This is a genomic window from Pseudoxanthomonas sangjuensis (assembly GCF_010211755.1).
GTDB classification, from domain to species: Bacteria; Pseudomonadota; Gammaproteobacteria; order Xanthomonadales; family Xanthomonadaceae; genus Pseudoxanthomonas_A; species Pseudoxanthomonas_A sangjuensis.
In genome coordinates this window covers 82,962-106,581 of record NZ_PDWR01000007.1, presented here as the reverse complement: position 1 = coordinate 106,581, position 23,620 = coordinate 82,962, and the positions used below count along the sequence as shown (strand labels likewise).

24 protein-coding genes and 1 tRNA gene are annotated in these 23,620 nt (G+C 68.4%); 16 read left to right on the top strand and 9 right to left on the bottom strand.

Annotation, left to right across the window (positions count from 1 at the left end):
* Positions 1-14: 14 nt before the first annotated feature.
* The 4 genes from CSC71_RS05405 to CSC71_RS05390 form a co-directional block, all read right to left on the bottom strand.
* A complete protein-coding gene (locus CSC71_RS05405) occupies positions 15-1,058 on the bottom strand; it encodes an RDD family protein (protein ID WP_162373328.1) in 1,044 nt (347 codons plus the stop codon).
* A 152-nt stretch (positions 1,059-1,210) separates the two neighbouring features.
* Positions 1,211-1,684, bottom strand: a complete 474-nt coding sequence (locus CSC71_RS05400; RefSeq protein ID WP_162373327.1) for a DUF494 family protein — start codon at positions 1,682-1,684, stop codon at positions 1,211-1,213.
* A gap of 44 nt (positions 1,685-1,728) precedes the next feature.
* Positions 1,729-2,871 carry a DNA-processing protein DprA gene (dprA, locus tag CSC71_RS05395; RefSeq protein WP_162373326.1) on the bottom strand — a complete coding sequence of 381 codons (1,143 nt, stop codon included), beginning with the start codon at positions 2,869-2,871 and terminating at the stop codon, positions 1,729-1,731.
* Between the two features lie 81 nt (positions 2,872-2,952).
* A complete protein-coding gene (locus tag CSC71_RS05390) occupies positions 2,953-4,077 on the bottom strand; it encodes a LysM peptidoglycan-binding domain-containing protein (protein WP_162373325.1) in 1,125 nt (374 codons plus the stop codon).
* Between the two features lie 131 nt (positions 4,078-4,208).
* Between CSC71_RS05390 and def the strand changes: the two genes are divergently transcribed.
* From def to CSC71_RS05360, 6 genes are all read left to right on the top strand, one after another.
* Positions 4,209-4,724 (top strand): peptide deformylase, encoded by a 516-nt coding sequence (def, locus tag CSC71_RS05385; RefSeq protein WP_162373324.1) that lies wholly within the window; start codon positions 4,209-4,211, stop codon positions 4,722-4,724.
* Positions 4,725-4,815: 91 nt separating this feature from the next.
* The gene (fmt, locus tag CSC71_RS05380) at positions 4,816-5,739 is read left to right on the top strand and encodes a methionyl-tRNA formyltransferase (RefSeq protein ID WP_162373323.1); all 924 of its coding nucleotides are present in this window, start codon (positions 4,816-4,818) and stop codon (positions 5,737-5,739) included.
* Positions 5,740-5,751: 12 nt separating this feature from the next.
* Positions 5,752-7,044, top strand: a complete 1,293-nt coding sequence (rsmB, locus tag CSC71_RS05375; protein ID WP_162373370.1) for a 16S rRNA (cytosine(967)-C(5))-methyltransferase RsmB — start codon at positions 5,752-5,754, stop codon at positions 7,042-7,044.
* A gap of 40 nt (positions 7,045-7,084) precedes the next feature.
* Positions 7,085-8,101, top strand: a complete 1,017-nt coding sequence (locus tag CSC71_RS05370) for a CDP-glycerol glycerophosphotransferase family protein (RefSeq protein WP_162373322.1) — start codon at positions 7,085-7,087, stop codon at positions 8,099-8,101.
* A gap of 13 nt (positions 8,102-8,114) precedes the next feature.
* Entirely contained in the window at positions 8,115-8,594 is a 480-nt protein-coding gene (locus tag CSC71_RS05365) for an FAD synthase family protein (RefSeq protein WP_162373321.1), read from the top strand.
* Positions 8,595-8,735: 141 nt separating this feature from the next.
* Complete coding sequence (locus CSC71_RS05360; RefSeq protein WP_162373320.1) at positions 8,736-10,373, top strand: sulfatase-like hydrolase/transferase; 1,638 nt, start codon at positions 8,736-8,738, stop codon at positions 10,371-10,373.
* An 86-nt stretch (positions 10,374-10,459) separates the two neighbouring features.
* Here CSC71_RS05360 and CSC71_RS05355 read toward each other — a convergent pair whose 3' ends face one another.
* From CSC71_RS05355 to CSC71_RS05345, 3 genes are read right to left on the bottom strand one after another with little or no spacing between them, the layout of a single operon-like run.
* Positions 10,460-11,998: a PH domain-containing protein gene (locus CSC71_RS05355; RefSeq protein WP_162373319.1), complete on the bottom strand. Its 1,539-nt coding sequence runs from the start codon at positions 11,996-11,998 to the stop codon at positions 10,460-10,462.
* Positions 11,995-12,522 (bottom strand): PH domain-containing protein, encoded by a 528-nt coding sequence (locus tag CSC71_RS15450; protein ID WP_162373318.1) that lies wholly within the window; start codon positions 12,520-12,522, stop codon positions 11,995-11,997. Before CSC71_RS15450 ends, CSC71_RS05355 begins: the two co-directional genes overlap by 4 nt.
* The gene (locus CSC71_RS05345; protein ID WP_162373317.1) at positions 12,519-13,436 is read right to left on the bottom strand and encodes a lauroyl acyltransferase; all 918 of its coding nucleotides are present in this window, start codon (positions 13,434-13,436) and stop codon (positions 12,519-12,521) included. Before CSC71_RS05345 ends, CSC71_RS15450 begins: the two co-directional genes overlap by 4 nt.
* A gap of 109 nt (positions 13,437-13,545) precedes the next feature.
* Here CSC71_RS05345 and dtd point away from each other — a divergent pair, with 109 nt between their 5' ends.
* From dtd to CSC71_RS05330, 3 genes are all read left to right on the top strand, one after another.
* Entirely contained in the window at positions 13,546-13,986 is a 441-nt protein-coding gene (dtd, locus tag CSC71_RS05340) for a D-aminoacyl-tRNA deacylase (protein ID WP_162373316.1), read from the top strand.
* 133 nt (positions 13,987-14,119) lie between these two features.
* Positions 14,120-15,979, top strand: coding sequence for an RNA polymerase sigma factor RpoD (gene rpoD, locus CSC71_RS05335; protein WP_162373315.1), 1,860 nt, complete (start codon positions 14,120-14,122; stop codon positions 15,977-15,979).
* 76 nt (positions 15,980-16,055) lie between these two features.
* Positions 16,056-16,131 (top strand) — tRNA-Ile (locus CSC71_RS05330).
* A 47-nt stretch (positions 16,132-16,178) separates the two neighbouring features.
* Here CSC71_RS05330 and CSC71_RS05325 read toward each other — a convergent pair.
* Positions 16,179-17,105 carry a LysR family transcriptional regulator gene (locus tag CSC71_RS05325; RefSeq protein WP_162373314.1) on the bottom strand — a complete coding sequence of 309 codons (927 nt, stop codon included), beginning with the start codon at positions 17,103-17,105 and terminating at the stop codon, positions 16,179-16,181.
* A gap of 141 nt (positions 17,106-17,246) precedes the next feature.
* On the opposite strand from CSC71_RS05325, the gene CSC71_RS05320 reads away from it, so the two are divergent.
* From CSC71_RS05320 to CSC71_RS05310, 3 genes are all read left to right on the top strand, one after another.
* Positions 17,247-18,110 (top strand): pirin family protein, encoded by an 864-nt coding sequence (locus CSC71_RS05320; RefSeq protein ID WP_162373313.1) that lies wholly within the window; start codon positions 17,247-17,249, stop codon positions 18,108-18,110.
* Positions 18,111-18,210: 100 nt separating this feature from the next.
* Complete coding sequence (locus CSC71_RS05315; protein WP_162373312.1) at positions 18,211-18,852, top strand: hydrolase; 642 nt, start codon at positions 18,211-18,213, stop codon at positions 18,850-18,852.
* A gap of 75 nt (positions 18,853-18,927) precedes the next feature.
* Positions 18,928-19,173: a hypothetical protein gene (locus tag CSC71_RS05310; protein WP_162373311.1), complete on the top strand. Its 246-nt coding sequence runs from the start codon at positions 18,928-18,930 to the stop codon at positions 19,171-19,173.
* Between the two features lie 45 nt (positions 19,174-19,218).
* Here CSC71_RS05310 and CSC71_RS05305 read toward each other — a convergent pair whose 3' ends face one another.
* Positions 19,219-20,070: an adenine nucleotide alpha hydrolase family protein gene (locus CSC71_RS05305; protein WP_162373310.1), complete on the bottom strand. Its 852-nt coding sequence runs from the start codon at positions 20,068-20,070 to the stop codon at positions 19,219-19,221.
* A gap of 296 nt (positions 20,071-20,366) precedes the next feature.
* Between CSC71_RS05305 and CSC71_RS05300 the strand changes: the two genes are divergently transcribed.
* From CSC71_RS05300 to CSC71_RS05285, 4 genes are all read left to right on the top strand, one after another.
* Positions 20,367-21,146: an iron-containing redox enzyme family protein gene (locus tag CSC71_RS05300; RefSeq protein WP_162373309.1), complete on the top strand. Its 780-nt coding sequence runs from the start codon at positions 20,367-20,369 to the stop codon at positions 21,144-21,146.
* Positions 21,143-21,562, top strand: coding sequence for a VOC family protein (locus CSC71_RS05295; RefSeq protein ID WP_162373308.1), 420 nt, complete (start codon positions 21,143-21,145; stop codon positions 21,560-21,562). The genes CSC71_RS05300 and CSC71_RS05295 overlap by 4 nt, the downstream gene beginning before the upstream one ends.
* 9 nt (positions 21,563-21,571) lie before the next feature.
* Entirely contained in the window at positions 21,572-22,939 is a 1,368-nt protein-coding gene (locus CSC71_RS05290; RefSeq protein ID WP_211367878.1) for an aspartate aminotransferase family protein, read from the top strand.
* Between the two features lie 76 nt (positions 22,940-23,015).
* Positions 23,016-23,462, top strand: coding sequence for a low molecular weight protein-tyrosine-phosphatase (locus CSC71_RS05285; protein ID WP_343037672.1), 447 nt, complete (start codon positions 23,016-23,018; stop codon positions 23,460-23,462).
* Positions 23,463-23,620 lie beyond the last annotated feature (158 nt).

Below are 23,620 nucleotides of genomic sequence, written 5' to 3'. Positions count from 1 at the left end.
CCCTTGCGAGTCGTTCAATGGATGCCGCGAGCGGCTTGGGCCAGGCCCAGCGCGAAGAAGGCGACGAAGATCAGCACGAGCAGCAGCGCGTAGAGGCCCAGCACCACCTTCGCGGCGGTGCCCAGTTCGTGGCGCTGCATGCCCGGCTGGTCGGTGAAGGCCCATTTGTCCGTCACCACGGTGCCGCAGATCATGTCGTGCAGCGCCTGCTTGCGCCCGGTGAAACCGGCCATCAGGTAGCCGACCATCAGCGGGATGGTGCTGAGGACGGTGGCGATGTAGCGCGCAAGCGCGTGCAGGAAGCCGATCGGTTCGCCATCGCTGCGCACGACCTTGATGCCGATGGCCAGCTTGCCCGGCGTGGCCATCATGAACGACGAATGGAACCACGCGAAGTAGAGCGCGTACATGGCGGCGGTGACCAGCAGGACCCACACCATCAGGGCCGCTTCGCCGCCGCCGCTGAGATCGCTGAATATCGTGCCGAGCACCTCGCCACCCAGGCCGGCGACGACGGACAGGATGACGCCGTCGATGATCATGGCCGCCGCGCGCTTCCAGAAACCGGCATAGACCACGTCGCGATCGCCGCTGCGCCGCCCGTACAGTGCGGACGACGGGGACAGCGACGCCTGCGACGGCGCGTAGGGATTGTGTTCGGCCTGCGTGTCGGGGTCCGGGCTCGCGTACGCGGGCGCGGGCCTCGGCGGCGGCGCCTCCGAGGGTTCGACGCCGAGGCTGAACATCGCGCGCCCGGTCAGCGGCGGCGGCTCCGGCGGCGGAGGTTCGGGCGCGGGAGGCGGTGGCGGCATCGGCGGTTGCGGCGGTTGCGGTGGCGATGCCGGCGCCGCGGCGTGGATTCCGGCAGCGGCCGGCGGCGTTTCCACCAGCCCCAGCTGCGCGGCGAGCTCGCCGAGCGGGCGCCATTGCAGCATGCCGTCGCGCCAGACCAGGGTGTCCGGCGTGATCGTGCCGTCGCGGAAAAAACGCTTCAGTTCGTCGGTCGACAGCGGCCCCAGCCGCTGCTGTTCGGCATCGGTGTAAAACCAGATCGACATTTGTTCCCCCTGAACCTGCCGCTAAGTTAATGCATGCGACACGCCGCCCGCTAGCCGGGGGCAGGATTCGGGAAACGCGATCGATGCGCCGGCGATGATTCTGGCGCGGGAGTGAAGGTGAATGCCGGTGGCGTTGCGCCACCGGCGGGACGTCAGTGCACCGGTTCCGGTTCGTCGGCGAACATCTGCGTTTCCATCCACGCGTACGCCGCTTCGCTGCCGGGCTGGTTGAACAGCACCATCAGCACGACCCACTTCAGGTCGTCGAGGTCGAGTTCATCCTGGTCCAGCGCCATCGCGCGGTCGAGCACCAGTTCGCGCTGGTCGGCGTCGAGGATGCCGTGCTGCTCCAGGTACAGCAGGAAGCCGCGGCAGTCGACGTCGAGCTTCTCCAGCTCGGGGCCGTGGTAGACGCGGGTCGGGCCGCCGACGCGCGGCTCGGCCACGCTCGGCCGCTGTTCGGCGAGGGCGTCGAGCCAGTCGAAGGCACGGTTGATTTCGGCGGGGCTGAAACCGGCCTGGAGCAGGCCGTTCTGGAGCGAATCGCGGTCGCGGACGGGGTCGGCGTCTTCGGTGAAGTAGTGTTCGAACAGATACAGCAGGACGTCCAAGATGCTCTCTTTCATTGCCCTCGGCCTGTGCCGGTGCCGGCACTGTGGAGGTGGGAAAACTAAGATTTTCGCGAGTAGCGGCCGTGTTCGACCGCAACCCGTCCATCCAGTTCCATGACCAGCAGCATGGACGACAGTTCGGCCGCCGTCAATCCGGTGCGTTCGACCAGTTCATCCATACCGGTTGGGTCGTGGCCGAGCGCCACCCACAAGGTCTGGTAGTCGGGGTCGAGCCCGGCCGGCGGACCCGACGGGCCCTCGACCGCTCCTGAATGGGGGCGGTCGGCACCGTCCACAAGCCGACCGCGCAGGCTCGCGACCAGCTCGTCGGCCAACGGGGCGATGGCGGCGAGGATCTCGCCGGCGCTTTCGACCAGCGCCGCGCCGTCGCGGATCAGCCGGTGGCAACCGCGGGCCAGCGGGTTGTGGATCGAACCGGGTACGGCGAACACCTCGCGGCCGCAGTCGGCGGCCTGGCGCGCGGTGATCAGCGCGCCTGAGCGTTCGGCGGCCTCGATCACCAGCGTGCCCAGCGACAGTCCGGCGAGGATGCGGTTGCGGCTGGGGAAGTGGCCGGGCTTGGCCGCGGTGCCGGGCGGGTGTTCGCTGAGCCCCGCGCCGCGCGCCGCGATGCGCTCGCGCAGGCCGGCGTGGCCCGGCGGATAGGCCAGGTCGGGGCCGGTGCCGAGCACGGCGACGGTGATGCCGCCGTCGACCGCCAGGGCGGCTTCGTGCGCGGCGGCATCGACGCCCGCCGCCAGCCCGCTCGCGACGGCGACGCCGGCCGCGGCCAGCGCACGGGCGAAGCCGCGGGCATTGTCGCGTCCGCCCGCGGTCGGCGAACGGCTGCCGACCACGGCCACGGCCGGGCGCCACAGCAGGGCCGGGTCGCCGTCGACGAACAGGGCCAGCGGCGGGCTGGGGCAGCGCCGCAGCAGCGGCGGGTAGTCGGCGTGGTGCCAGCCGAGCAGGTGGTGGCCGGGCTGCGCCAGCCATTCGAGCGACGCCCGCCACTCCGCCGGCGGCGGCGAGCGCAGGCGGCTGCGCTGCGTGTCGTCGAGTGCGCCAGCGCGGCGCAGGCCGGCGGCGACCGCTTCGACGGCATGGCCGCCGTGCGCATCCAGCAGGTCGCGGCGCGCGGCCATCGCGCCGCCGGCCAGCGCGAGTTTCAGCAGGGCGAGGAGGTCGTCGTCGATTTCCATCCGCCCAGCGTAGGGCGGAAACGAAGCAGGCGCCCTCGGGCGCCTGCTTCGCTGTGCGTAGGGGAATTCCGACCCGCCGGCTCAGTACGTCGCGTCGGGGTGCTTCAGTTCGTAGCCGACGCGCGCCGGCTTGGTGCCTTCCATCACCAGCGCGTAGCTGACCTTGTCGAAGGTGCGGAACACCATCGCGTGCGCGGCGTACTCGTCGGGCAGCGAAACCCGGCCGGCGCCGCTCTTGTAGGCGTCGTCCATGCGCGAGGACTCGCGGTGGCGCACGTTGTTCTTGACGTGGCTGCCCTGGCGCCAGATCGAGAACACGGTGCCGTTGTCGATGCCCTCGCGGCGGCCGCCGGAAATGGCGATGACGTCGCGCGGGCCGGCGGCGGTCAGCGCGTCGGCCACGGCCAGCACGCGCAGCTTGCCCTCGGCCGCCTGCGTCGCCGGCGCGTGCGGGAAGAACTGCAGGTCGTACGGCTGCGCCTCCAGCGGGACGATACGGTCGCCGGCGCGCACTTCGTAGCCGTCGTCGCCGACGGTCAGGGTGCTGACCTCGGTACCGGCGGTCACGCCGCGCACGGCGGTGGCCACCGCGACCTGGGCCAGTTCGTAGCCGAGCAGCTCGCTGTTCTCGTTCGGCGGGGTGTAGTCCTTCCACAGCCTGCCTTCGCCGCGGATGTGGGCGCCGCGGAAATCGAGGTCGGTGCGCGGCTTGGGTTCGGCGTAGATCGCGGTCGGGCGGACCACGGCGTAGCGCTGGCCGGGCTGCACGTCGAGGCCGAGCACGTAGAAGGTCTGGCCGTTGGAGCCGCGCAGGCGATTGTCCTCGAGGCCGGCCACGTACGGCAGCTCCTTGAAGCTGTCGACCACGCGCAGGTTCTTCAGGAACGGTTCGATGTCGGACAGCGGCACGCCGGTGATCGGCGCTTCCTCGCGCGGGCCTTCCTGCACCGCCACGCGGTCCAGATAGGCGAGGCTGAGCACGTCGCCGGGGTAGATCAGGTGGGGATTCTTGACCTGCGGGTTGGCCTGCCAGATTTCCGGCCACAGCCACGGCTTCTTCAGGAACTTGGCCGAGATGTCCCAGAGGGTGTCGCCCTTGCGCACCACGTAGGTGTCGGGATGGCCATCGGCCATCTCCGCGGCGGCGGCAACAGTGGCCACGGTCAGGGCCGCGACGGCGACAACCGTACGAATTTGTTTAAACATGGCGGTATCTACCTGATTCCCCACAGGTGGTCGGTCCACTATAGTCCAGATTCCGGGCCGTTGGGCAAGCGTTGGCGTTAGAATTCGTGAGCTCCGGCCGGATTCCCCGGCGGCCCCAGTCCCGGAACGACATGTCCCTGCTCCCGATCCTCGAATTCCCCGACCATCGCCTGCGCACCGTGGCTGCGCCGGTGGATGCGGCCACGCTGGCCGATCCGGCCTTCCAGCGCCTGCTCGACGACATGTTCCAGACCATGTACGAAGCGCCGGGCATCGGCCTGGCCGCGACCCAGGTCGACACCCACCGGCGCTTCATGGTGATCGACGTCACGGAAGGCCGCGAACAGCCGCTGGTGTTCATCAACCCGGTGATCCGCGAACGCTCGGTCGACCTGCGCGCGCACCAGGAAGGCTGCCTGTCGATCCCCGGCATCTACGCCGACGTGACCCGCGCCGACGGCATCGTGGTCGAGGCGCTGGACCGCCATGGCAAGCCGTTCGAACTGCGCACCGACGGCCTGCTGGCCACCTGCGTGCAGCACGAGGTCGACCACCTCGACGGCAGGCTGTTCATCGACCACCTGTCGCCGCTGAAGCGCGACCGCGCGATCAAGAAGCTGGAAAAGCTGCGCAAGCAGGGCGGCTAAGGCAGAAGAGCAGAAGCGAGCGAAGAGGAGTGAGTCGTAAATCGCCTTTGCTCACTCCTCGCTCCTCTCCGCCCACGCCTCGTCATCCCGCATGAAGATCGTTTTCGCCGGCACCCCCGACTTCGCCGTTCCTTCGCTGCGCGCGGCCGCGGCGGGCGGGGAGGTCGTGGCCGTGTACACGCAGCCCGACCGGCCGGCCGGCCGCGGTCGCGGGCTGGCGGCATCGCCGGTGAAGCAGGAAGCGCTGCGCCTCGGCATTCCGGTGCGGCAGCCGGAAACGCTGAAGGGCCAGGCCGCGCAGGACGAACTGCGCGCGCTGCAGCCCGACCTGATGGTCGTGGTCGCCTACGGCCTGATCCTGCCGCGCAAGGTGCTGGCGATCCCGCGCCACGGCTGCTGGAACGTGCATGCCTCGCTGCTGCCGCGCTGGCGCGGCGCGGCGCCGATCCAGCGCGCGATCGAGGCCGGCGACGCCGAGACCGGCGTGTGCCTGATGCAGATGGAAGCCGGGCTCGACACCGGGCCGGTGCTGCTGTCGGCATCGATCCGCATCGGCGCGGAAGAAACCGGCGGCCGGTTGCACGACCGCCTCGCCGAACTCGGCGCGCAGGTCCTCGCCGACGGCCTGCAGCGACTTCGCGAGGGCACGCTGCCGCCCGCGCGGCCGCAACCGGAAGCGGGCGTCACCTACGCGCACAAGCTCGACAAGGCCGAGGCGAAACTCGACTGGTCGCTGCCCGCCGAAGTCCTCGCGCGCAAGGTGCGTGCGTTCAATCCGTGGCCGGTCGCCGAAGCGCAGGTCGCCGGCGAGCGGTTGCGCATCCACGAGGCGGTCGCGCTGCCGGCGGCATTCGTGTCGGACCACGGCCGCGTCGCCGCCGCGGGCAAGCACGGCATCGACATCGCCTGCGGCGAAGGCGCGTTGCGGCTGCTGCGCGTGCAGCGCGAAGGCGGCAAGGCGATTTCCGCCGCGGACTACCTCAATGCGCGGCGCGATCTGCCGGTCGCGGAGTAGGCGCAGGTGAACATGCAGCCCGGCGTCGGGGTCCGCGTCGTCGCGGCGAAAGTCATCGACGCGGTACGGCGCGGCCGCTCGCTGAAGGCCGAGCTCGCCGCGGCGCTGCCGAAAATCGCCGACGTGCGCGACCGCGCCCTGCTCGAGGCGATCTGCTTCGCCGCGCTGCGCCAGCGCGCGCGCTACGACGCGGCGCTGCGCGCGTGGATGCAGAAACCGCCGGGCACGAAGGACGGCGAATTGCACGCACTGCTGCTGGTCGGGTTCGCCCAACTCGACGAACTGAAGCTGCCCGCGCATGCCGCGCTGTCGGCGACGGTCGAGGCCGCGCGCGCGCTCGGTCGTCCGCACCAGGCCGGCATGATCAATGCGCTGCTGCGCCGCGCGCAGCGCGAAGGCTTCCCGGCCGCCGATGCGTCGGCGACGTGGCCGGCATGGCTGCGCAAGAAGATCGAGGCCGACTGGCCGGAACAGGCGACGGAAATCTACGCCGCCAGCGCGCAACCCGCGCCGCTGTGGCTGCGCGCGAACCGGCGCAAGGCGATGCGCGACGGATACGCCGCGAAGCTGCGCGGCGCCGGCATCGCCTTCTCCATCGACGAGGCGTTGCCCGACGCGGTCCGCGTCGACGAACCCGTCGCGGTGAGCGACCTGCCCGGTTTCGGCGAGGGCGAGGTTTCCGTCCAGGACGGCAGCGCGCAGCTCGTCGCCGACGCGCTGGCGCCGCCGCATGGCGCGCGCGTGCTCGACGCCTGCGCCGCGCCCGGCGGCAAGACCGCGCACCTGCTCGAACGCGATGCGTCGCTGCGGGTGCTCGCGCTCGACGTCGACCCGCGTCGCCTGGCACGGGTCGGCGAGAACCTCGCGCGCGTCGGCGTCGAAGCGGAACTGAAGGCCGCCGACGCGTCCGATCCCGGCGCGTGGTGGGATGGCGAGCCGTTCGACTGCATCCTGCTCGACGCGCCGTGCTCGGCCACCGGCATCGTCCGCCGCCAGCCCGACGTGCTGCTGCACCGTCGTGCCGGGGACATCGCCGCGCTGGTCGCGCTGCAGGCGCGCCTGCTCGACGCGCTGTGGAAGACGCTCAGGCCCGGCGGCAGCCTGCTGTATGCGACCTGTTCGATACTGAAGGACGAGAACGAACGCCAGGTCGCCGGCTTCCTCGCGCGCACGTCTGGTGCGCGGGCTGAGCCGCTGGATGAGCGCTTCGGCCATGCGTCCGATGTCGGTCGCCAGTGCCTGCCGGGCGAAGGCGGGCGCGACGGTTTTTTCTACGCGCGCCTGTATAAGTCGGCACCAAGCTGAGCCAGTGCGATAATCGCCGCCCTTGCCGCGTCGAGCCACCATGCCCAAGCCATCGCGCCGCCACCTGTTCTTTGTCGAGCTCGATTACAGTTTCGAGATCCTTCGTCCCCTGCAGGCGGCGGCGCGTGCGCGTGGCGACGAGGTGGCTTGGTTTCTCAATGGCTTGGCGCCGGATTGCCTGCGCGACGACGAGAAACTGTTGCGCAGCGTTGCCGACGTGAGGGAATGGAATCCCGACGCGGTATACGCGCCGGGCAACGAGGTGCCGCCGTTCTTCCCCGGCTTGAAGGTTCAGGTCTTCCACGGGCTGGGTATCGAGAAGAAGGGCCACTTCCGAATCCGGGGAATGTTCGACCTGTTCTGTACTTTTGGTCCCCTGACCACGATCCCGTTCCAGCAGGCGGCCAGAAAGCATGGCTGGTTCAGGGTCGTGGAAACCGGTTGGCCGAAGATGGATCCGCTGTTCGAAACGACCGACGAGAGCACGGCGGATGGCCGCAGGCTCGTGTTGTACGCGCCGACGTTCAGCCCTTCTCTGACGTCGGCACCGGCACTGGCCGAAGCGCTGGCCGCGCTGGCCGCACGCCGCGACTGGCAATGGATCGTCAAGTTCCACCCGAAAATGGAAGAGCGTTTCGCTGCCCCAATCCGTGCCATCGAAGCACCGAACTTCCGCATTGCCGGCAGTTCTCGGCTGCTGCCCCTGCTGCGCCGGGCCGACGTGATGCTGACCGACACTTCTTCCGTGGCGGCGGAATTCATGCTTGCCGGCAAACCGGTGGTGGCGTTCCGCAATCGCGCGCCGGGGCCGCACTTGATCAACGTCGCCGAGCCAGGGGAGCTTGAAGCGGCGCTCGACGCCGCGCTGGCTGGCACCGATGCTTCAAGGGATGCGCGCGAGCGCTATGCACGCGACATGCATCCGTACCGCGATGGAAAATCGAGCGAGCGTGTCCTCGATGCGGTCGAGGATATGCTGGCCAGCGGGCGGGGCGGCCTCAAGCGCAAGCCCCTGAGCCTGATGCGCCGCTTCAAGTACTGGCGCGCGCTGTCCTGACCCGGAGCCACAGATGAGCCCAGAATCGCAGAGGAAGAAGGTGGTGCTGACCTATGGCACCTTTGATCTCTTTCACGTCGGGCACCTCAACCTGCTTGAAAGGCTCAAGGCGCTGGGAGACTATCTGATCGTGGGGGTCTCCACTGACGAGTTCAACGCCGGCAAGGGCAAGCAGACCATCATTCCTTTCGTGGACCGCCTGAAGATCGTGCAGAGCGTCAAGTGCGTCGACTTGGCCATCGCCGAGGAAAGCTGGACGCAGAAGGCCGACGATATCCGCCGCTACGGAGTTTCGGTGTTCGGTATGGGGGCGGATTGGGAAGGCAAGTTCGACGACCTGAGACAGTATTGCGAGGTGGTTTACCTGCCGCGCACCGAAGGGATTTCCAGTACAAGTTTGAAGCAATTGACCAGGGTGTTGGACAAGGGGCACATCGAGGACCTGAAGCAGGCACTGGGCATCATCTCGGCGATCGTGGACAAGCTGGAATAGGCGGCATGTGCGTCCTGGCCGATGTGGAACGGGGTGCGCGAAAGTGTTTCAGGTGTCTTTCACGGGGCAGGTCGGCATGATTAGGGTGCTGTGCCGTCGCCATTTCCCGCCGGGCGGCCGGCCTGTTCGAGTCGCGAGCGCATGAGATACCCAGTCTGCTTCAAGGAGATCCCGGTCGCCTTCCTCGCCTGTGCGGCGCTGGGGATATTCGCCAGCAGGGTGATCAGGGTGGCTTGGGATATTCCGAGCGCGTATGGTGCGGTGCCTGCCTTGCTGCTGTTCATGTTTCTGCTCTCGCGCATGTCGGGGCGCAATCGCGACGTCGTCCGTGGCGGTCGCGTGACGTTCGTTCTCGGCGCTGCCGCCAGCGCGTTGCTGATGGGCTATTGCTACGTGGTCGATGCGTTCGGAAGCTTCGACATCCCTGCGGTCCTGTTTCACCTGTCGCAGGGCCTTGAGGTGGAGGGCGATCCCAAAGTCGTTCGATATTTTTTCATGTACGTGCTGATCTGGGCAGCGTTCACGTGGGCCGTCAGCTACGTGAAGAGCAACGACTTGCGATTGCGGCACACGGGTCGCATTGCGCTCGCCGCCTGCCTGCTGTTCAATCCCCTGTGGTTGCAGGCCTTCGATTATGTATCTACCGACGAAAGCCTGCGCGGACGTCTGGCAGCGCAATACCAGCCGCCGCGGCTCGGGGATGCGATGCGGGTTCCAAGGAAGAACCTGGTGATCATTTATCTGGAAAGCATGGAAAGGACCCTGGGCGATCCGACGTTCGGCGACATCTACGATGATGTCGAGGCCATGGAAGCCGACGCGTTGAGCTTCACCGGGCTGGAGCAAGTGGAGGGCGTCGGCTGGACCACGGCGGGCATGGTCGGCAGCCAGTGTGGCGTCCCGCTGATGCCGGATGGAATCCTCGGAGGAAACAACCTTGAACGCGCCGAGGAATTCCTGCCGGGTGCGGAGTGTTTGGGTAGCGTCCTCGCGGAGAAAGGTTACGCGACCACCTATGTAGGAGGCGCGGATCTGGATTTCGCAGGCAAGGGCGATTTCTACCGCGAGCACGGCTTCCAGCGCGTTTATGGGCGGGACGATCTGCTGCAGGCCCATCCCGGCGATGTAAACGGCTGGGGAGTTCCCGACGATGCCGTCTTCGAGGCGACGCTGGGCGAGTGGCGACAATTGCATGCACAGGGGCAGCCGTATTTCCTGGCCATGCTAACCACGGGGGCACACGCCCCGGACGGGTTCCCGACACGTGCTTGCGAGCGCGAATGGGGAGAGCGTTACGAGAAAAACATCGAACTGGGAGTCAAATGCTCGGCGTGGTTGGCGCGCAGGCTGATCGCCAGGGCTCGTCGGCAGGGGTTGCTCGAAAACACGGCCGTGGTCGTGTTGAGCGACCACCTGATGCACAAGAGCTCGATCAGCGGCCGATTGGAGGAATTGCCGAGGCGCTTGTTGTTCATGGTGTTCGACGACGACTTGGCCCCAGGCAAGGTCGATCGCGCAGGCAGCATTCTTGATGCGTACCCGACGATGCTGGATGTGCTGGGCCTCGTCGACGAACGCGCGCCAAAAGCTGGACTCGGCGTGTCGTTGTTTTCGGGGAAGCGGAACTTGATCGAGTCGTTCGGAACCGAAGGCCTGGATGAAATGATTCGCAAGGACAGGCCATTGCGGGCCCGGTTGTGGGGCCACGACCCAAGCGAGACTGCCGACGCCGAGGCTGCACGGGAAGGCGCTGGCTTGACGGCGGCGTCGAAGCGTTGACCGGAAAGGTCATTCGTGTCGCATTGCGGAGCGTGGAGGTTCGTCTACGCACACCCGTTGCGTCGATGTTGCCGCAAACGGGGGCGTCACCAATGCAGCTTCCGTCGCGTCAGCGTCGCGGCAAGCCGTTCGTACAGCACCGAGGCTTCGCTTTCCGGCAGGAAACGGATCCGCAGCGGCGTTTCCAGTCCACCGGCGCCGGCGGTGTCCAGCCACAGCGTGGCGGTGCCGCAGCGGCGGTCCAGCGGCGAGCGCGACAGGCGCAGCGCCTGCAGCTTGTCGATTTCGGCGAAGCGCCACCAGCGCGACCACCAGCCGCCGCGCACCGCGACGATGCGGTCGTCGGCCGCATAGCCGAGCCGCTGCGCCTGCCGCCACGCCGAGTACGCGCCCCACGGCAGCCACAGCAGCGGCAGCAGGCCCCAGGCGCTGCGCGAGAAGCCGGCCGCGGCGACCGCCAGCGCGATGGACAGCAAGGCGCCCGGCCACAGCAGGCGCCACAGGCTGCCCCGTAGCGCGCGCCACTGCGCCGGCGGCCAATGCGCCTGCGCCAGCACGTGGTTGACCAGCGCGTCGCAGGCTTCCGGCGTGGCGATCGGCGCCAGTTCCTTCAGCGTGCGGCTTTCCTGCCGGCCCTGTTGCGTCGACGCCGCGGTGTCGACGTGCAGGCTGCGGCGCCCGAACAACCGGTGCAGCATGCCTTCGTGCAGGGTCCACGCCTGGATGCGGCGGCGCGCGACGCTGGTGCGCAGCCGCGTCAGCAGGCCGCGCTCGACGGTCAGCCGATGCTGCGCCTCGCTGAGGATGAAGCCGTGGTACTGCACGAAGGCCAGCGCGATCGACAGCACGCGCAGCAGGACGATGCCGAGCGCGACCAGCACCGCGACCGCGATCGCGCCCTGCAGCCAGGTCAGGTGCAGCTGGTCGGCGTAACCGAACAGGCGGCGGGCGAAGTTGCCGACGAAATTCCTGAAGAAATCCTCGATCAGGTCGTCGGGGAACATTTGCCACGCGGCGCCGAACGCCGCGGCGAACGCGATCATGCCGCGGTTGGAGATCAAGCCGAGGCGGACGATTTCCAGCGGCGACAGCGCCAGCAGCACGTCGCGCTGCACGGGAGCGTCCGCCGCCCCCGCGTCCGCCGTCGCGGCGCCGCGGCCGCGCTGGCGCACCTGTTCCTCCAGCGCCAGCGCCTGGTCGAGGCGCAGCACCCGCATCCGCGCCTCGGGTTTCTGCCCGCCGGCCGATTCCAGCCTCACCTCGGCCACGCCGAACAGCCGGTGCAGCAGCGACTGGTGCACGACCACGTTGTGGATGCGCGCGAACGGGATCTCGCGCAGGCTACGGTGCAGCCAGCCGCTGCGCACGGTCAGCTTGTCGGTGCCGATGCGGTAGCGGTAGGTGAAGTATTCCAGCAGCGACACCGCGGCGAGCACGCCGACCGCGATCAGCGGCGCGAAGTCGGCCCAGGGCCCGCCCGGATTGCGGCGGCCGCCGCCGAACAGGACCAGCGCGATCAGCGGCACGATGAACTGCTTCAGGTGCTGGACCAGCACGAACAGCCACGACCACGGATGCAGCCTGCGTTCGTCGCCCGTTTCGGCGCCGGTCGGGTCGAAGCTCACAGCGCGTCGCCGTCCTGGTCGAGCTGGCGCGCCAGCAGGTCGCGCAGGTATTCGGCGTCGTCGTCGTCGAGCCCCGACAGCGACACCGCGGCCAGCTTGGTGCCGGCGGTGTGCACCACCAGCGTCGCCAGTTTCAGCGCGCGTTCCAGCGGGCCGCGCTTCAGGTCGAGGTGCTGCACGCGCGAGGTCGGCACCCGGGTTTCGCTCTGCCAGATCCGCCCGCGGCGCACGGCGAAGCCGGATGCGTCCAGCTTCCACGCGGTGCGGCGGTGGCGCTTCCCGCCCAGCCCGGCGCCATAGGCCGCGCCGGCCAGTCCCAGCAGCGGCGCCAGCAGCCACGGCGACGCCAGGTTCGTCGCGACGGCCAGCGGGATCGCCACGCCGCAGCTCGGCATGAAGAAGCCCAGCGCCCCGCCCAGCGCCGCCAGCTTCGCGCCGCGCGGCGGCAGCGGTTGCCAGTCGCCATGGGCGAAGGCGGATGCGACGGTCGACGGGGCGGGCGGAAGTTCGGGCGACTGGTTCATGCCGGCGATGATGTCACGTAAGGATTGCCTTCGCCGCTGCCGGGCGGGCGCAGCGTGTAGCGCTTGTAGGTCCACTGGTACTGCGCCGGGTCGCGGCGGGCGACGCGCTCGATCGTGCGGTTCAGCGCGATCGCGGCAGTGCGCGGGTCGGTATCGGCGACTGTCGCCTCGACCGGCTCCACGTGCAGGGCGAATTCCAGGTCGGGACCGGTCCGCTCGCACCACGCGCACAGCACGGTGGCGCCGGTGCGTTCGGCCAGCCGCGAGACCAGGGTCATGGTCAGCGCCTCGATGCCGAAGAACGGCGCGAATTCGCCGTCGCCCTGCTTTGGCTGCTGGTCGGGCAGGATCGCCAGCGAGCCGCCGGCCTTGAGGATCTTCCACAGCTGGCGCACCGCCGGGCCTTCGGCGCGCACCTGGGTGACCTCGCCGGCGTTGCCGCGCGCGCGCAGCAGGAAGGCGTTGCCGATCGCCGATTCCGGCGGCGCATAGACGAAGGCGAACGACCCGCGCGAGGTCAGCCATTGGTTCAACAGTTCCCAGTTGCCGAAATGCGGGGCGATCACGATCACGCCCTTGCCCGAGGCCAGCGCCTGGTCGTACAGCGCGTCGCCGGACCTGCTGCGGATGCAGGCCAGGTTGCCGGCCGGCGGATGGGTCCAGAAACGCAGGGTTTCCAGCGCCTGCCGCGCGGTGGTGCGCAGGATCCGCCCGTGCAGCTCGGCGCGCTGGGTCGGCAGCAGTTCCGGATAGACCAGTTCCAGGTTGCGCCGCGCCACCCGGCTCTCGCGCGCATCGATCTTCAGCCACAGCCAGGCGATCGCGTCGGCGAAGCGGCGCAGCCACGGCCATGGCAGCGAGGTCAGCAGGGCCGTGGCGCGGTAGAGCAGGGCGGCAATGGTTTCCGGCTTCATCCGCGGAGTGTAGCGGGGAGGCCAGAGTGGAGAGGAGTGAGAAGCGAGCGAAAGCGGTTAGGCTTTCCCCCTCGTTCCTCACGCCTCTCCGCTCTCCGCTCCCCGACCCATGCTCTCCCTGATCCAGCGCGTCGCCCAGGCCAGCGTCGCCGTCGAAGGCGAAACCCTTGGCGCCATCGGCCCCGGCCTGCTGGCGCTGGTCGCGGTCGAGCCGGGCGACGGCGAGGCGCAGTTCCAGCGCATGGCCGAGCGCCTGCTCGGGTACCGGGTGTTCGAGGACGCCGCCGGCAAGATGAACCGTTCGCTGGCCGATACCGGCGGTGGCCTGCTGCTGGTCAGCCAGTTCACCCTGGCGGCCGACACCCGTTCCGGCATGCGTCCCAGCTTCAGCACCGCCGCGCCGCCGGCCGAGGCTGAACGCGGTTTCAACCGTCTGGTCGAGATCTGCCGGCAAAAGCACGCACCGGGGGTGGAAACCGGCCGGTTCGGTGCCCATATGGTGGTCAGCCTGGTCAACGACGGCCCGGTGACCTTTCTGCTACGACCCTGACGTTCCGCTGATCGATACCGGGAGAAAACGGCGCCGGGACGGCGTCAGGGCGGTTTTTCCCGGACTTTCCCCGGGCTTGGCTGGTATAATGCTAGGTTCCCCTCAATCCTCTCTGCCGGTGGCGCAAGCACTCATGGCCAACGAACGTCCTGCCCAGCAATCCGACATCAAGCTGTTGATCAGCAAGGGCCTCGAGCAAGGCTACCTGACCTACGCCGAAGTCAACGATCACCTGCCCGACGACCTGGTCGATCCGGAGCAGATCGAGGACATCATCGGCATGATCAACGGCATGGGCATCGACGTGCACGAGGTCGCGCCCGACGTCGAGACCCTGCTGCTCAACGACAGCAGCACCGGCAACCGCGAAGTCGACGAGACCGCGGCCGAGGAAGCCGCCGCCGCGCTGACCTCGCTCGACACCGAGGGCGGCCGTACCACTGACCCGGTGCGCATGTACATGCGCGAGATGGGCACGGTCGAGCTGCTGACCCGCGAAGGCGAAATCGCCATCGCCAAGCGCATCGAGGAAGGCCTGGCGCAGGTGCAGGCTTCGCTCGGCAACTTCCCGTGGTCGATCGAGCTGCTGCTGGAGGACTACGAGCAGCACAAGGCCGGCAAGAAGCGCCTGGCCGAAATCGTCATCGGCTTCAACGACGTCGAGGAACCGACCGGGGAAATCCCGGTAGACGACGTCGAGGCCGGCGCCAGCGACAACGACAACGACGACGAGGACGAAGACGACGATGTCGGCGACGCCGAGGACACCGGCCCGACCGGCCCGGATCCGGAAGAGGTCGCCCGCCGCATGCAGGCGCTGGCCGACGGCTACGCCAAGTTCAAGAAGTCGTACGCGAAGAACGGCCCCGGCCACAAGGCGGTGGCCAAGCTGCGCGAGGAGATGGCCGAGGTCTTCGTCACCCTGAAGCTGCCGTTGGCGCTGACCGACGCGCTGGTGAAGAAGGTCCGCGACGTGCTGGCGCAGATCAAGGAGCACGAGCGCCGCGTGCTGCACCTGGCCACCAACGTGGCGAAGATGCCGCGCAAGGACTTCATCCGCGCGTGGGAAGGCAACCAGGTCAACCTGGGCTGGGTCGACGACGTGCTCAAGCGCAAGCAGAAGTGGTCGTCGGGCCTGCGCGAGGTCAAGGAGCAGATCGTCGCCGAGCAGGAAGCCACCATCGCCATCGAGAAGGCGATGCACCTGAGCCTGGCCGACATCAAGGAAATCAGCCGTGCGATGGCCTATGGCGAGGCCAAGGCGCGCAAGGCCAAGAAGGAGATGGTCGAGGCGAACCTGCGCCTGGTGATCTCCATCGCCAAGAAGTACACCAACCGCGGCCTGCAGTTCCTCGACCTCATCCAGGAAGGCAACATCGGCCTGATGAAGGCGGTCGACAAGTTCGAATACCGCCGCGGCTACAAGTTCTCGACCTACGCCACCTGGTGGATCCGCCAGGCGATCACCCGCTCGATCGCCGACCAGGCGCGCACCATCCGCATCCCGGTGCACATGATCGAGACGATCAACAAGCTCAACCGCATCAGCCGGCAGATGCTGCAGCAGTACGGCCGCGAGGCCACGCCGGAAGAGCTGGCGAAAGAGATGGACATGCCCGAGGACAAGATCCGCAAGGTCATGAAGATCGCCAAGGAGCCGATCTCGATGGAGACCCCGATCGGCGACGACGAGGACAGCCACCTGGGCGACTTCATCGAGGACACCAACGTCGAGTCGCCGATCGACACCACCACCAACATCAACCTGATGGAAACGGTGCGCGAGGTCCTCGCCGGCCTGACCCCGCGGGAGGCGAAGGTGCTGCGCATGCGCTTCGGCATCGACATGAACACCGACCACACCCTCGAGGAAGTCGGCAAGCAGTTCGACGTCACCCGCGAGCGCATCCGCCAGATAGAGGCCAAGGCGCTGCGCAAGCTCCGCCATCCCTCGCGTTCGGAACAGCTGCGCAGCTTCCTCGACATCGACTGACGCGCGGAAACGAATGCACGGACCGAAGACCCGCCATTGGCGGGTCTTCGGCTTTCTGCGGGTAGAATTGCGCGAGGGGCCTATAGCTCAACGGTTAGAGCAGGGGACTCATAATCCCTTGGTTCCAGGTTCGAATCCTGGTGGGCCCACCAACCGGTCGGTCGCGAACCGTCGTGTTGCGATATCCCCGATGCCCGGGTCAACTTTCCGGGCGGCCGATCTGGGCCGGTCCGGCTTGCGCGAACCGGGTGGCGAGGAAGTCGACGAGCGTGCGTACCGACGGCAGCAGGCCGCGCCGCGATGCGAACACCGCGTGAGCGATCTCGTGGCGCGGGCGCCAGTCGGGGATCACGGGCACGAGTTCGCCGCGTGCCAGTTGCTCGGTGATCATCAGCGTCGGCAACTGCACCATGCCGACGCCGGCGACGGCGGCGGCGCGCAACGCGAGCATCCCGCGGGTAATGAAACGCGGACGATGGTAGATCGTCGCTTGCGCGCCATCCGGGCCGAACAGGTTCCAGGCGTGTTCGTTCTGCGGCATACCCAGGTCGAGGCTCGGGTATCGTGAAAGATCCGCGGGTCCTCGCGGCAGTCCATGTTGCGCCAGCAAGTTCGGACTCGCGACCAGGCACTGGCTGAGTTCGGCCAGCGTCCGCATCACCAGGTCGCTGTCCTCCAGCGGCGGCGGCCGCACGCGCAGCGCGACGTCGACGCCTTCGACGATCACGTCGACGCGGCGGTTGGTGGCTTCCAGGTGCACTTCCACGCGCGGGTACTCGACCATGAAATCCGCGAGCATCGGCGCGACCAGGGTGTCCAGCAGCGACACCGGGCTGGTCACCCGCACGATGCCGCGCGGTTCGCTGCGCGCCGCCTCGATCGCCTCTTCGGCCGCCTCGGCTTCCACCCGCATCGCCTTGCAATGGGCGTAGTAGGTCTGCCCGATCGGCGTGACCGAGAAGTGCCGCGTCGAGCGATGGATCAAGCGCACGCCCAGCCGTTCTTCGAGCAGGGCGATGCGGCGGCTCAGCTTGGACTTGGGCATGCCCAGCGCGCGCCCCGCGGGGGCGAAGCCGCCGTGCTCGACCACCTGGGTGAAGTAGTAGAGGTCGTTCAGGTCCTGCATGCCGCATGCCTGCCAGCGTTCACCAAACAGGACGCTGAGGATAAATCCTGCCGACTACCGGGGCCAGCGTTCCAGTTTCATCATTCGCCCAACGTAAGCGACCGCCTCCCGCGGTTCCGCGAAAAGCTGGAGTGAATCGGCATGAAAAAGATCCTTGGCGTCTACAGCGCCCCCCGCCCGCACTGGGTCGGCGACGGCTTCCCGGCCCGCTCGCTGTTTTCCTACGACAGCCACGGCCGCGACCTGAGCCCGTTCCTGCTGCTCGACTACGCGGGCCCGCACTGGTTCGACCCGGCAGCCCGGCCGCGCGGCGTCGGCCAGCACCCGCACCGCGGTTTCGAGACGGTGACCCTCGTCTACGAGGGCGAGGTCGAGCACCGCGACTCGACCGGCGCCGGCGGCAAGATCGGTCCGGGCGACGTGCAGTGGATGACCGCGGCGTCGGGCATCCTGCACGAGGAGTTCCACTCGGGCGACTTCACCCGCACCGGCGGCAACCTGGAAATGGTGCAGCTGTGGGTCAACCTGCCGGCGAAGGACAAGATGGCCGCGCCGGGCTACCAGACCCTGCTCGATGCCGAGATCCCGAGTGTCGGGCTGCCCGACGAAGCGGGCCGCGTGCGCGTGATCGCCGGCGAGTACGGCGGCCATCGCGGCCCCGCGCGCACCTTCACCCCGATCGACGTGTGGGACGTGCGCCTCAACGCCGGCAAGACCGCGAACTTCAGCCTGCCCGAAGGCCGCACGCTGGCGCTGGTCGTGCTCAAGGGCACGGTGCTGGTGAACGGTTCGGCGGTGACGCGCGAAGCGCAACTGGTGACGCTGGCCCGCGACGGCAGCGACATCGCGATCGAAGCCAACAGCGGCGCCACCGTGCTGCTGCTGTCCGGCGAGCCGATCGACGAACCCATCGTCGGCTACGGCCCGTTCGTGATGAACACGCAGCAGGAAATCAGCCAGGCCATCGCCGATTTCAACAGCGGCAAGTTCGGCCGCATGCAGTAGAGGCGCGGCGCCGGCCCTTCGGGGTCGGCGCCTTTCCTTGCGGAAATCCTTTCGCAACACGCGTGCCGCGTTTCGGCACACATCCAACCGGAGCACTCCCATGGCAAGCGAACCGATCCGTGATCCCGTCAACGACCACCTGCTGACCCCGCAGAACGCCGCCTTCGTCATCATCGACTACCAGCCCGTGCAGGTGAATTCCATCGCCTCGATGGACCGCCAGTTGCTGATCAACAACATCGTCGGCACCGCCAGGGCCGCCGTCGCCTACGGCCTGCCGATCGTGCACTCCACGGTCAACGTCAAGACCGGCCTCAACAAGCCGCCGATCCCGCACCTGCGCAAGGTCCTGGGCGACTATCCGACCTACGACCGCACCACGATCAATTCCTGGGAGGACGTCGAGTTCCGCAAGGCGGTCGAAGCCACCGGGCGCAGGAAGCTGATCATGACCGCGCTGTGGACCGAAGCCTGCCTGACCTTCCCCGCGCTGGACGCGCTGAAGGAAGGCTACGAGGTCTACGTCGTCGCCGACGCCGTCGGCGGGACCTCGGTCGCCGCGCACGAAATGGCCCTGCGCCGCATCGAGCAGGCCGGTGGCAAAATGATCAGCGTCGCGCAGCTGTTCTGCGAACTGCAGCGCGACTGGCAGCGCAAGGAAACGGTGCCGGCCTTCCTCGACCTGTTCATCCAGACCGGCGGCACGGCGGGCATCCAGTTCTCCTACGATCGCGCCGAATGAGGCCGCTGCGGCAGGGCTTTCCCGTCGGGCAAGCCCTGCCGGTTTCCGCACCGATCTCCGAATGGAGCCTGGCTCATGATCGAAATCGTCCTGTTGTGGGGCCCGAACAACCATGCCGTCGAGCATTGGGAAGAGGCGCCGGAACTCGCCAGCTGGAATGGCGCGCTGTTCTCGCGTCGCGCGGGCCCGCGCCCGCCGCGCGGCGGCGGCGAACCGGTGGCGGTCTACGCGCCGGACGAATTGATGGAAGAGGAATTCCAGGACCTGTTCGATGCGCTCCAGCCGGAAGTGCCGCAGCTGCGCCTGAAGTTCGATTCGTAGCGCGCGAACGCCGCCGTTGCGCAAAAGACCCCGGGGCGGCCCGCGTCACGGACCGCCGAGGTCGGGGGCGGCGGGACGCGCGCCGTTCCGGTTGCCGCGCAGCCATGCGCGCAATCGCCGCAGCGGCGACTTCAGCGGCAACACGAAGCGGCGATAGAGCAGCGACAGCACGCGCCGCGACGGCGGCACCCGGTGCGCCAGCCCTTCCTCGATGGTGTAGAGGCAGGGCGCGCAGATGCCGCAGGGCCTGCCGCGCACCGGGTTGTGGCAGAACCAGGTCATCTCCATCACCGCGCCCCAGCCTTCGGCTTCGGCCTGGCGGCCGATGCCGACCTTGTCGATGCCGAACAGCGGGAAGCTGAACCAGCGGAACAGCCGGTATTCGGCCGAGGCTTCGTGCCTGGGGTCGACGCGGAGGCTCCGGTAACCGCAGGGATGCTCGAACGTGGTCACGAACCCGCGCAGCAGCGCCTGCACCTTGTCGTCCACGTGCACGCCCAACTCCATGTCGTCGATGCCGTGCTGCCTGCAGAACGCCGGCAGCCACGCGTACTGGCTGCCGATGTAGCTGCGGCGGCGTATCGCCTGCAGCGCGCTGGCGATCCCCGCATCGACCTCGACGTCTGCCACGCGCGCGACGCGCAGCGGCCGCAGCAGTTCGCGGGTGTGCGGCCAGTCGTGGCGAATGCGATCGCCGATGCGCGCCATCGTCTCCAGTTCGATCCGGGTCGATGCGCGCGCGGGATCCTCCAGGTAATGCGGCACCACCGGAACGCGATGCAGCAGGAGCAACTGCAGGAGGCGGAAGGTCGAATCCCAGCCGCCGGTCCACAGCAGGTGCGTCGCCGGGAAGTCGGCGGCGGGCGTCGTCTGTGGCGATGTGGTTCCTGCGCTCACCCTGGTGGTGTTCCGTCCGGAAAGCCGATGGATACCGCGTTGCGTTGCCAGTTTGCGCAACCGCGGATGAACCCGGCCCGCGGTTGCGGAAGATGAATGCGGGCGCATTCCGCAATCGCGGAGGGAAGCGCGCACGACTGCATTCATCGTTGTCGAAACTACGCCACGTTGGTCAACGCGAAGTGAATCGCGCGCGCGGAGCGCGCCGCGATCCCGCCATCATCGCGATTCCTTCACTCCGCGACTGCATCGCGGCAGTGACACTCGTGCGCATCCGTCGTCAACGGAGTGGCTGCATGGCATTGCAAGATCATCCGAACGCCGCGCGGGCGACCTTCGCGCAATCCGGCGCGATCCCGCCGCGCGCGCTGGACCGCGACAGCTTCTGGGAATTCGCCGACCGGGCGAAGGAAGCGACGGAGGCGCTCGCCGGGCGGCGGATGGAAGCGCTGCCCCTGCTGTCCGTCGAGGCGATGCGCCGCGTGTGCATGCAGTACCGTTTCTTCACCATCGACTACATCAAGGACCTCGCGCTGCTGCTGGCGAAGCTGCCGTTCGGCGGATTGCGCAGCCTGCTGGGCCAGATCCTCGCCGAGGAGCTCGGCGAAGGCGACCCCGCGAAGGCGCACCCGGAAGTCTACGACCGCTTCCTCGCCAGCATCGGCGTGCCGGCGGAGGAACTCGGGCGCCGCCTGCCGCGCAATGGCGCGATCCTCGAAGCGCTCAGCGACGAGCTGGCCGAGCGCAGCCCGGCCTTCGGCGTGGGCCTGCGCGGCATGGGCGGCGAATGCCTGTGCCAGACCTATTTGTCGGTGATGTTCGAGCACCTGCGCGAGCACCCGTACATCCGCGCGCATGCGGACGGCATCGAGTGGGAGTTCTGGACCATCCATACCGGCGAGGTCGACATCGTGCACGGCGAGCTGACCCGCCGGGCGATCGACGACTACATCCGCGAGGAGCCCGCCGCGCTGCCCGAGCTGGCGCTCGGCTACGAGCGCAGCATCACCGCCTGGAACCGGTTCTGGCAGAACATCTTCGAGGAGTGCGTCCCGCGCCGGGGCGCGACGGCATGAACCGCATCGCCCAGTTCCACCTTGCCTTCCCGGTGCGCGACCTCGACGAGGCGCGCCATTTCTACGGCGAGGTCATCGGCTGCCCGCAGGGACGCAGCGACACGAGCTACCAGGACTTCGACTTCTTCGGGCACCACCTGGTCGCGCACGTTTCGCCCGAAGGCCAGCCGCTGCAGAGCGGCCGCTTCGACGGCGAGGCGGTGCCGGTGCCGCACTTCGGCATGAACCTCGACCGCGCGGCTTGGGAAGGGCTGGCGAACCGGCTGCGTGGCGCGGGCGTGGCGTTCGCCGAGGAGCCGCACCTGCGCCTGAAGGGCAAGCCCGGCCAGCACGTGACGATGTTCCTGTTCGATCCGTCGGGCAACGCATTGGAGTTCAAGTCGTTCGACGATCCGGAACAGACCTTCATTCCCTGAGGGCGCGCGATGGGCGACGACCGCATGGACGGCATGCGCGACGACGTTTCGCCCGTGCGTCGCGACGATCGCCGGCACGTGCTGCATCCGTGGTCGGCGCACGGCGCGTTGGCGCCGACCGTCGTCGTCGGCGCGGAAGGCGCGTACTTCCGCGACGAGGACGGTCGGCGCTGGCTCGACTTCTCCAGCCAACTGGTCAACGCCAACGTCGGCCACCAGCATCCGAAGCTGGTCGCGGCGATCCGCGCCCAGGCCGGACGCCTGTGCACCATCGCGCCGTACCACGCCAACGCGGCGACCAGCGAGGCCGCGCGGCTGATCGCCGGGGTCGCGCCCGGCGGCCTGGATCGCGTGTTCTTCACCAATGGCGGCGCGGAAGCGGTGGAGCACGCGGTCCGCATGGCGCGGCTGCATACCGGGCGGCACAAGGTGCTGACCGCGTATCGCAGCTACCACGGCGCGACCACGGGCGCGATCACCGCGTCCGGCGATCCGCGGCGATGGCCGTCGGAGCCGGGCGCACCGGGCTACGCCCGCTTCTGGGGGCCGTACCTCTATCGTTCCGCCTTCCACGCCTCGAACGCGCAGGAGGAATGCACGCGCGCGCTGGCGCACCTGGCCGACACGATCATGGTCGAGGGCGCGCAGGGCATCGCCGCGGTCCTTGTCGAATCGGTGGTCGGCGCCAACGGCGTCCTGGTGCCGCCGGACGGCTATCTGCAGGGCGTGCGCGCGCTGTGCGACGCGCACGGCATCGTCATGATCGCCGACGAGGTGATGGCCGGCTTCGGCCGTTGCGGCGAATGGTTCGCGGTCGATCGCTGGAACGTCGTGCCGGACCTGATCGCCTTCGCCAAGGGCGTCAACTCCGGCTACGTGCCGCTGGGCGGGGTGATCATGAGCGATGCGGTCGCCGCGAGTTTCGCCGTGCGCGCGTATCCGGGCGGGCTCACCTATGCCGGGCATCCGCTCGCCTGCGCCGCGGCGGTCGCCTGCATCGGCATCTATCGCGAGGAAAACCTCATCGAACGCGCGCGCACGCTGGGGGAAACGCTGATCGGCCCGGCGCTGCGCGCGATGCAGCAGCGCCATCCATGCGTCGGCGAGGTGCGCGGCCTCGGCGCGTTCTGGGCGATCGAACTGGTGCGCAATCAGGATTCCCGCGAGCCGCTGGTGCCGTTCAACGCGTCCGGCGCGGACAACGCGCCGATGCTGGAATTCGCGGCCGCATGCAAGCGGCGCGGGCTGTGGCCCTTCGTCGCCGGCAATCGCCTGCACGTGGCGCCGCCGCTGGTCATCGACGAGCCGGCGTTGCGCGAAGGGCTGGCGATCGTCGACGAGGCGCTCGCCGTGGCCGACCGCCACTGCCCGGCCTGAGCGGCCGGATACGCCGGGGTGCCGACGGCCCCGGCTGCCCAGGCCGCGCCGGAAGCCTTCCCCGGCAGGGAGCGCGATGCCCATGTCACGCCACATCCTGATCGTCTGTCGAGGCAACGTCTGCCGCAGTCCGATGGCCGAGGCGGTGATGCGGCGCCATCTGGCCGCAGCGGCGATGGAACTGACGGTCGCGTCGGCCGGATTGGCGGCCGTGAATGGCGCCCCGATCGATCCGGCCGCCGAACGCGCGCTCGCCGCGCACGGGTTCAGCGCGCGCACGCATCGGGCGCGGCAGCTCGACCGCGAGGAACTCGAGCGCTGCGATCTGGTGCTGGCGATGGAGCAACGGCATGTCGCCGCCCTGCTGGCGCTGTCGCCGACGTTGCGCGGGAAAGCGTTCCTGTTGTCCCGCTGGCAGGACGGCGCCGACATCCGCGATCCGTTCGGGCGCGCACAGGATGCGTTCGAGAATGTCTACGCACGCATCGAGTCGGCGGTATGCAAATGGCGGGAAAGGCTGTGACGCATGGCGAAGCGTCCTCTTCATTTTTGTGGCGATCGATCGATTCCGCTACACCTTGCTGAATCCATCCATAAGTGAACCTGCCGCTTCACGAGAGTGAATCAGCGAAATTCACGGGCGCATCAAACGGGGATGCCTAGATTCGATCCGAGTCTGGC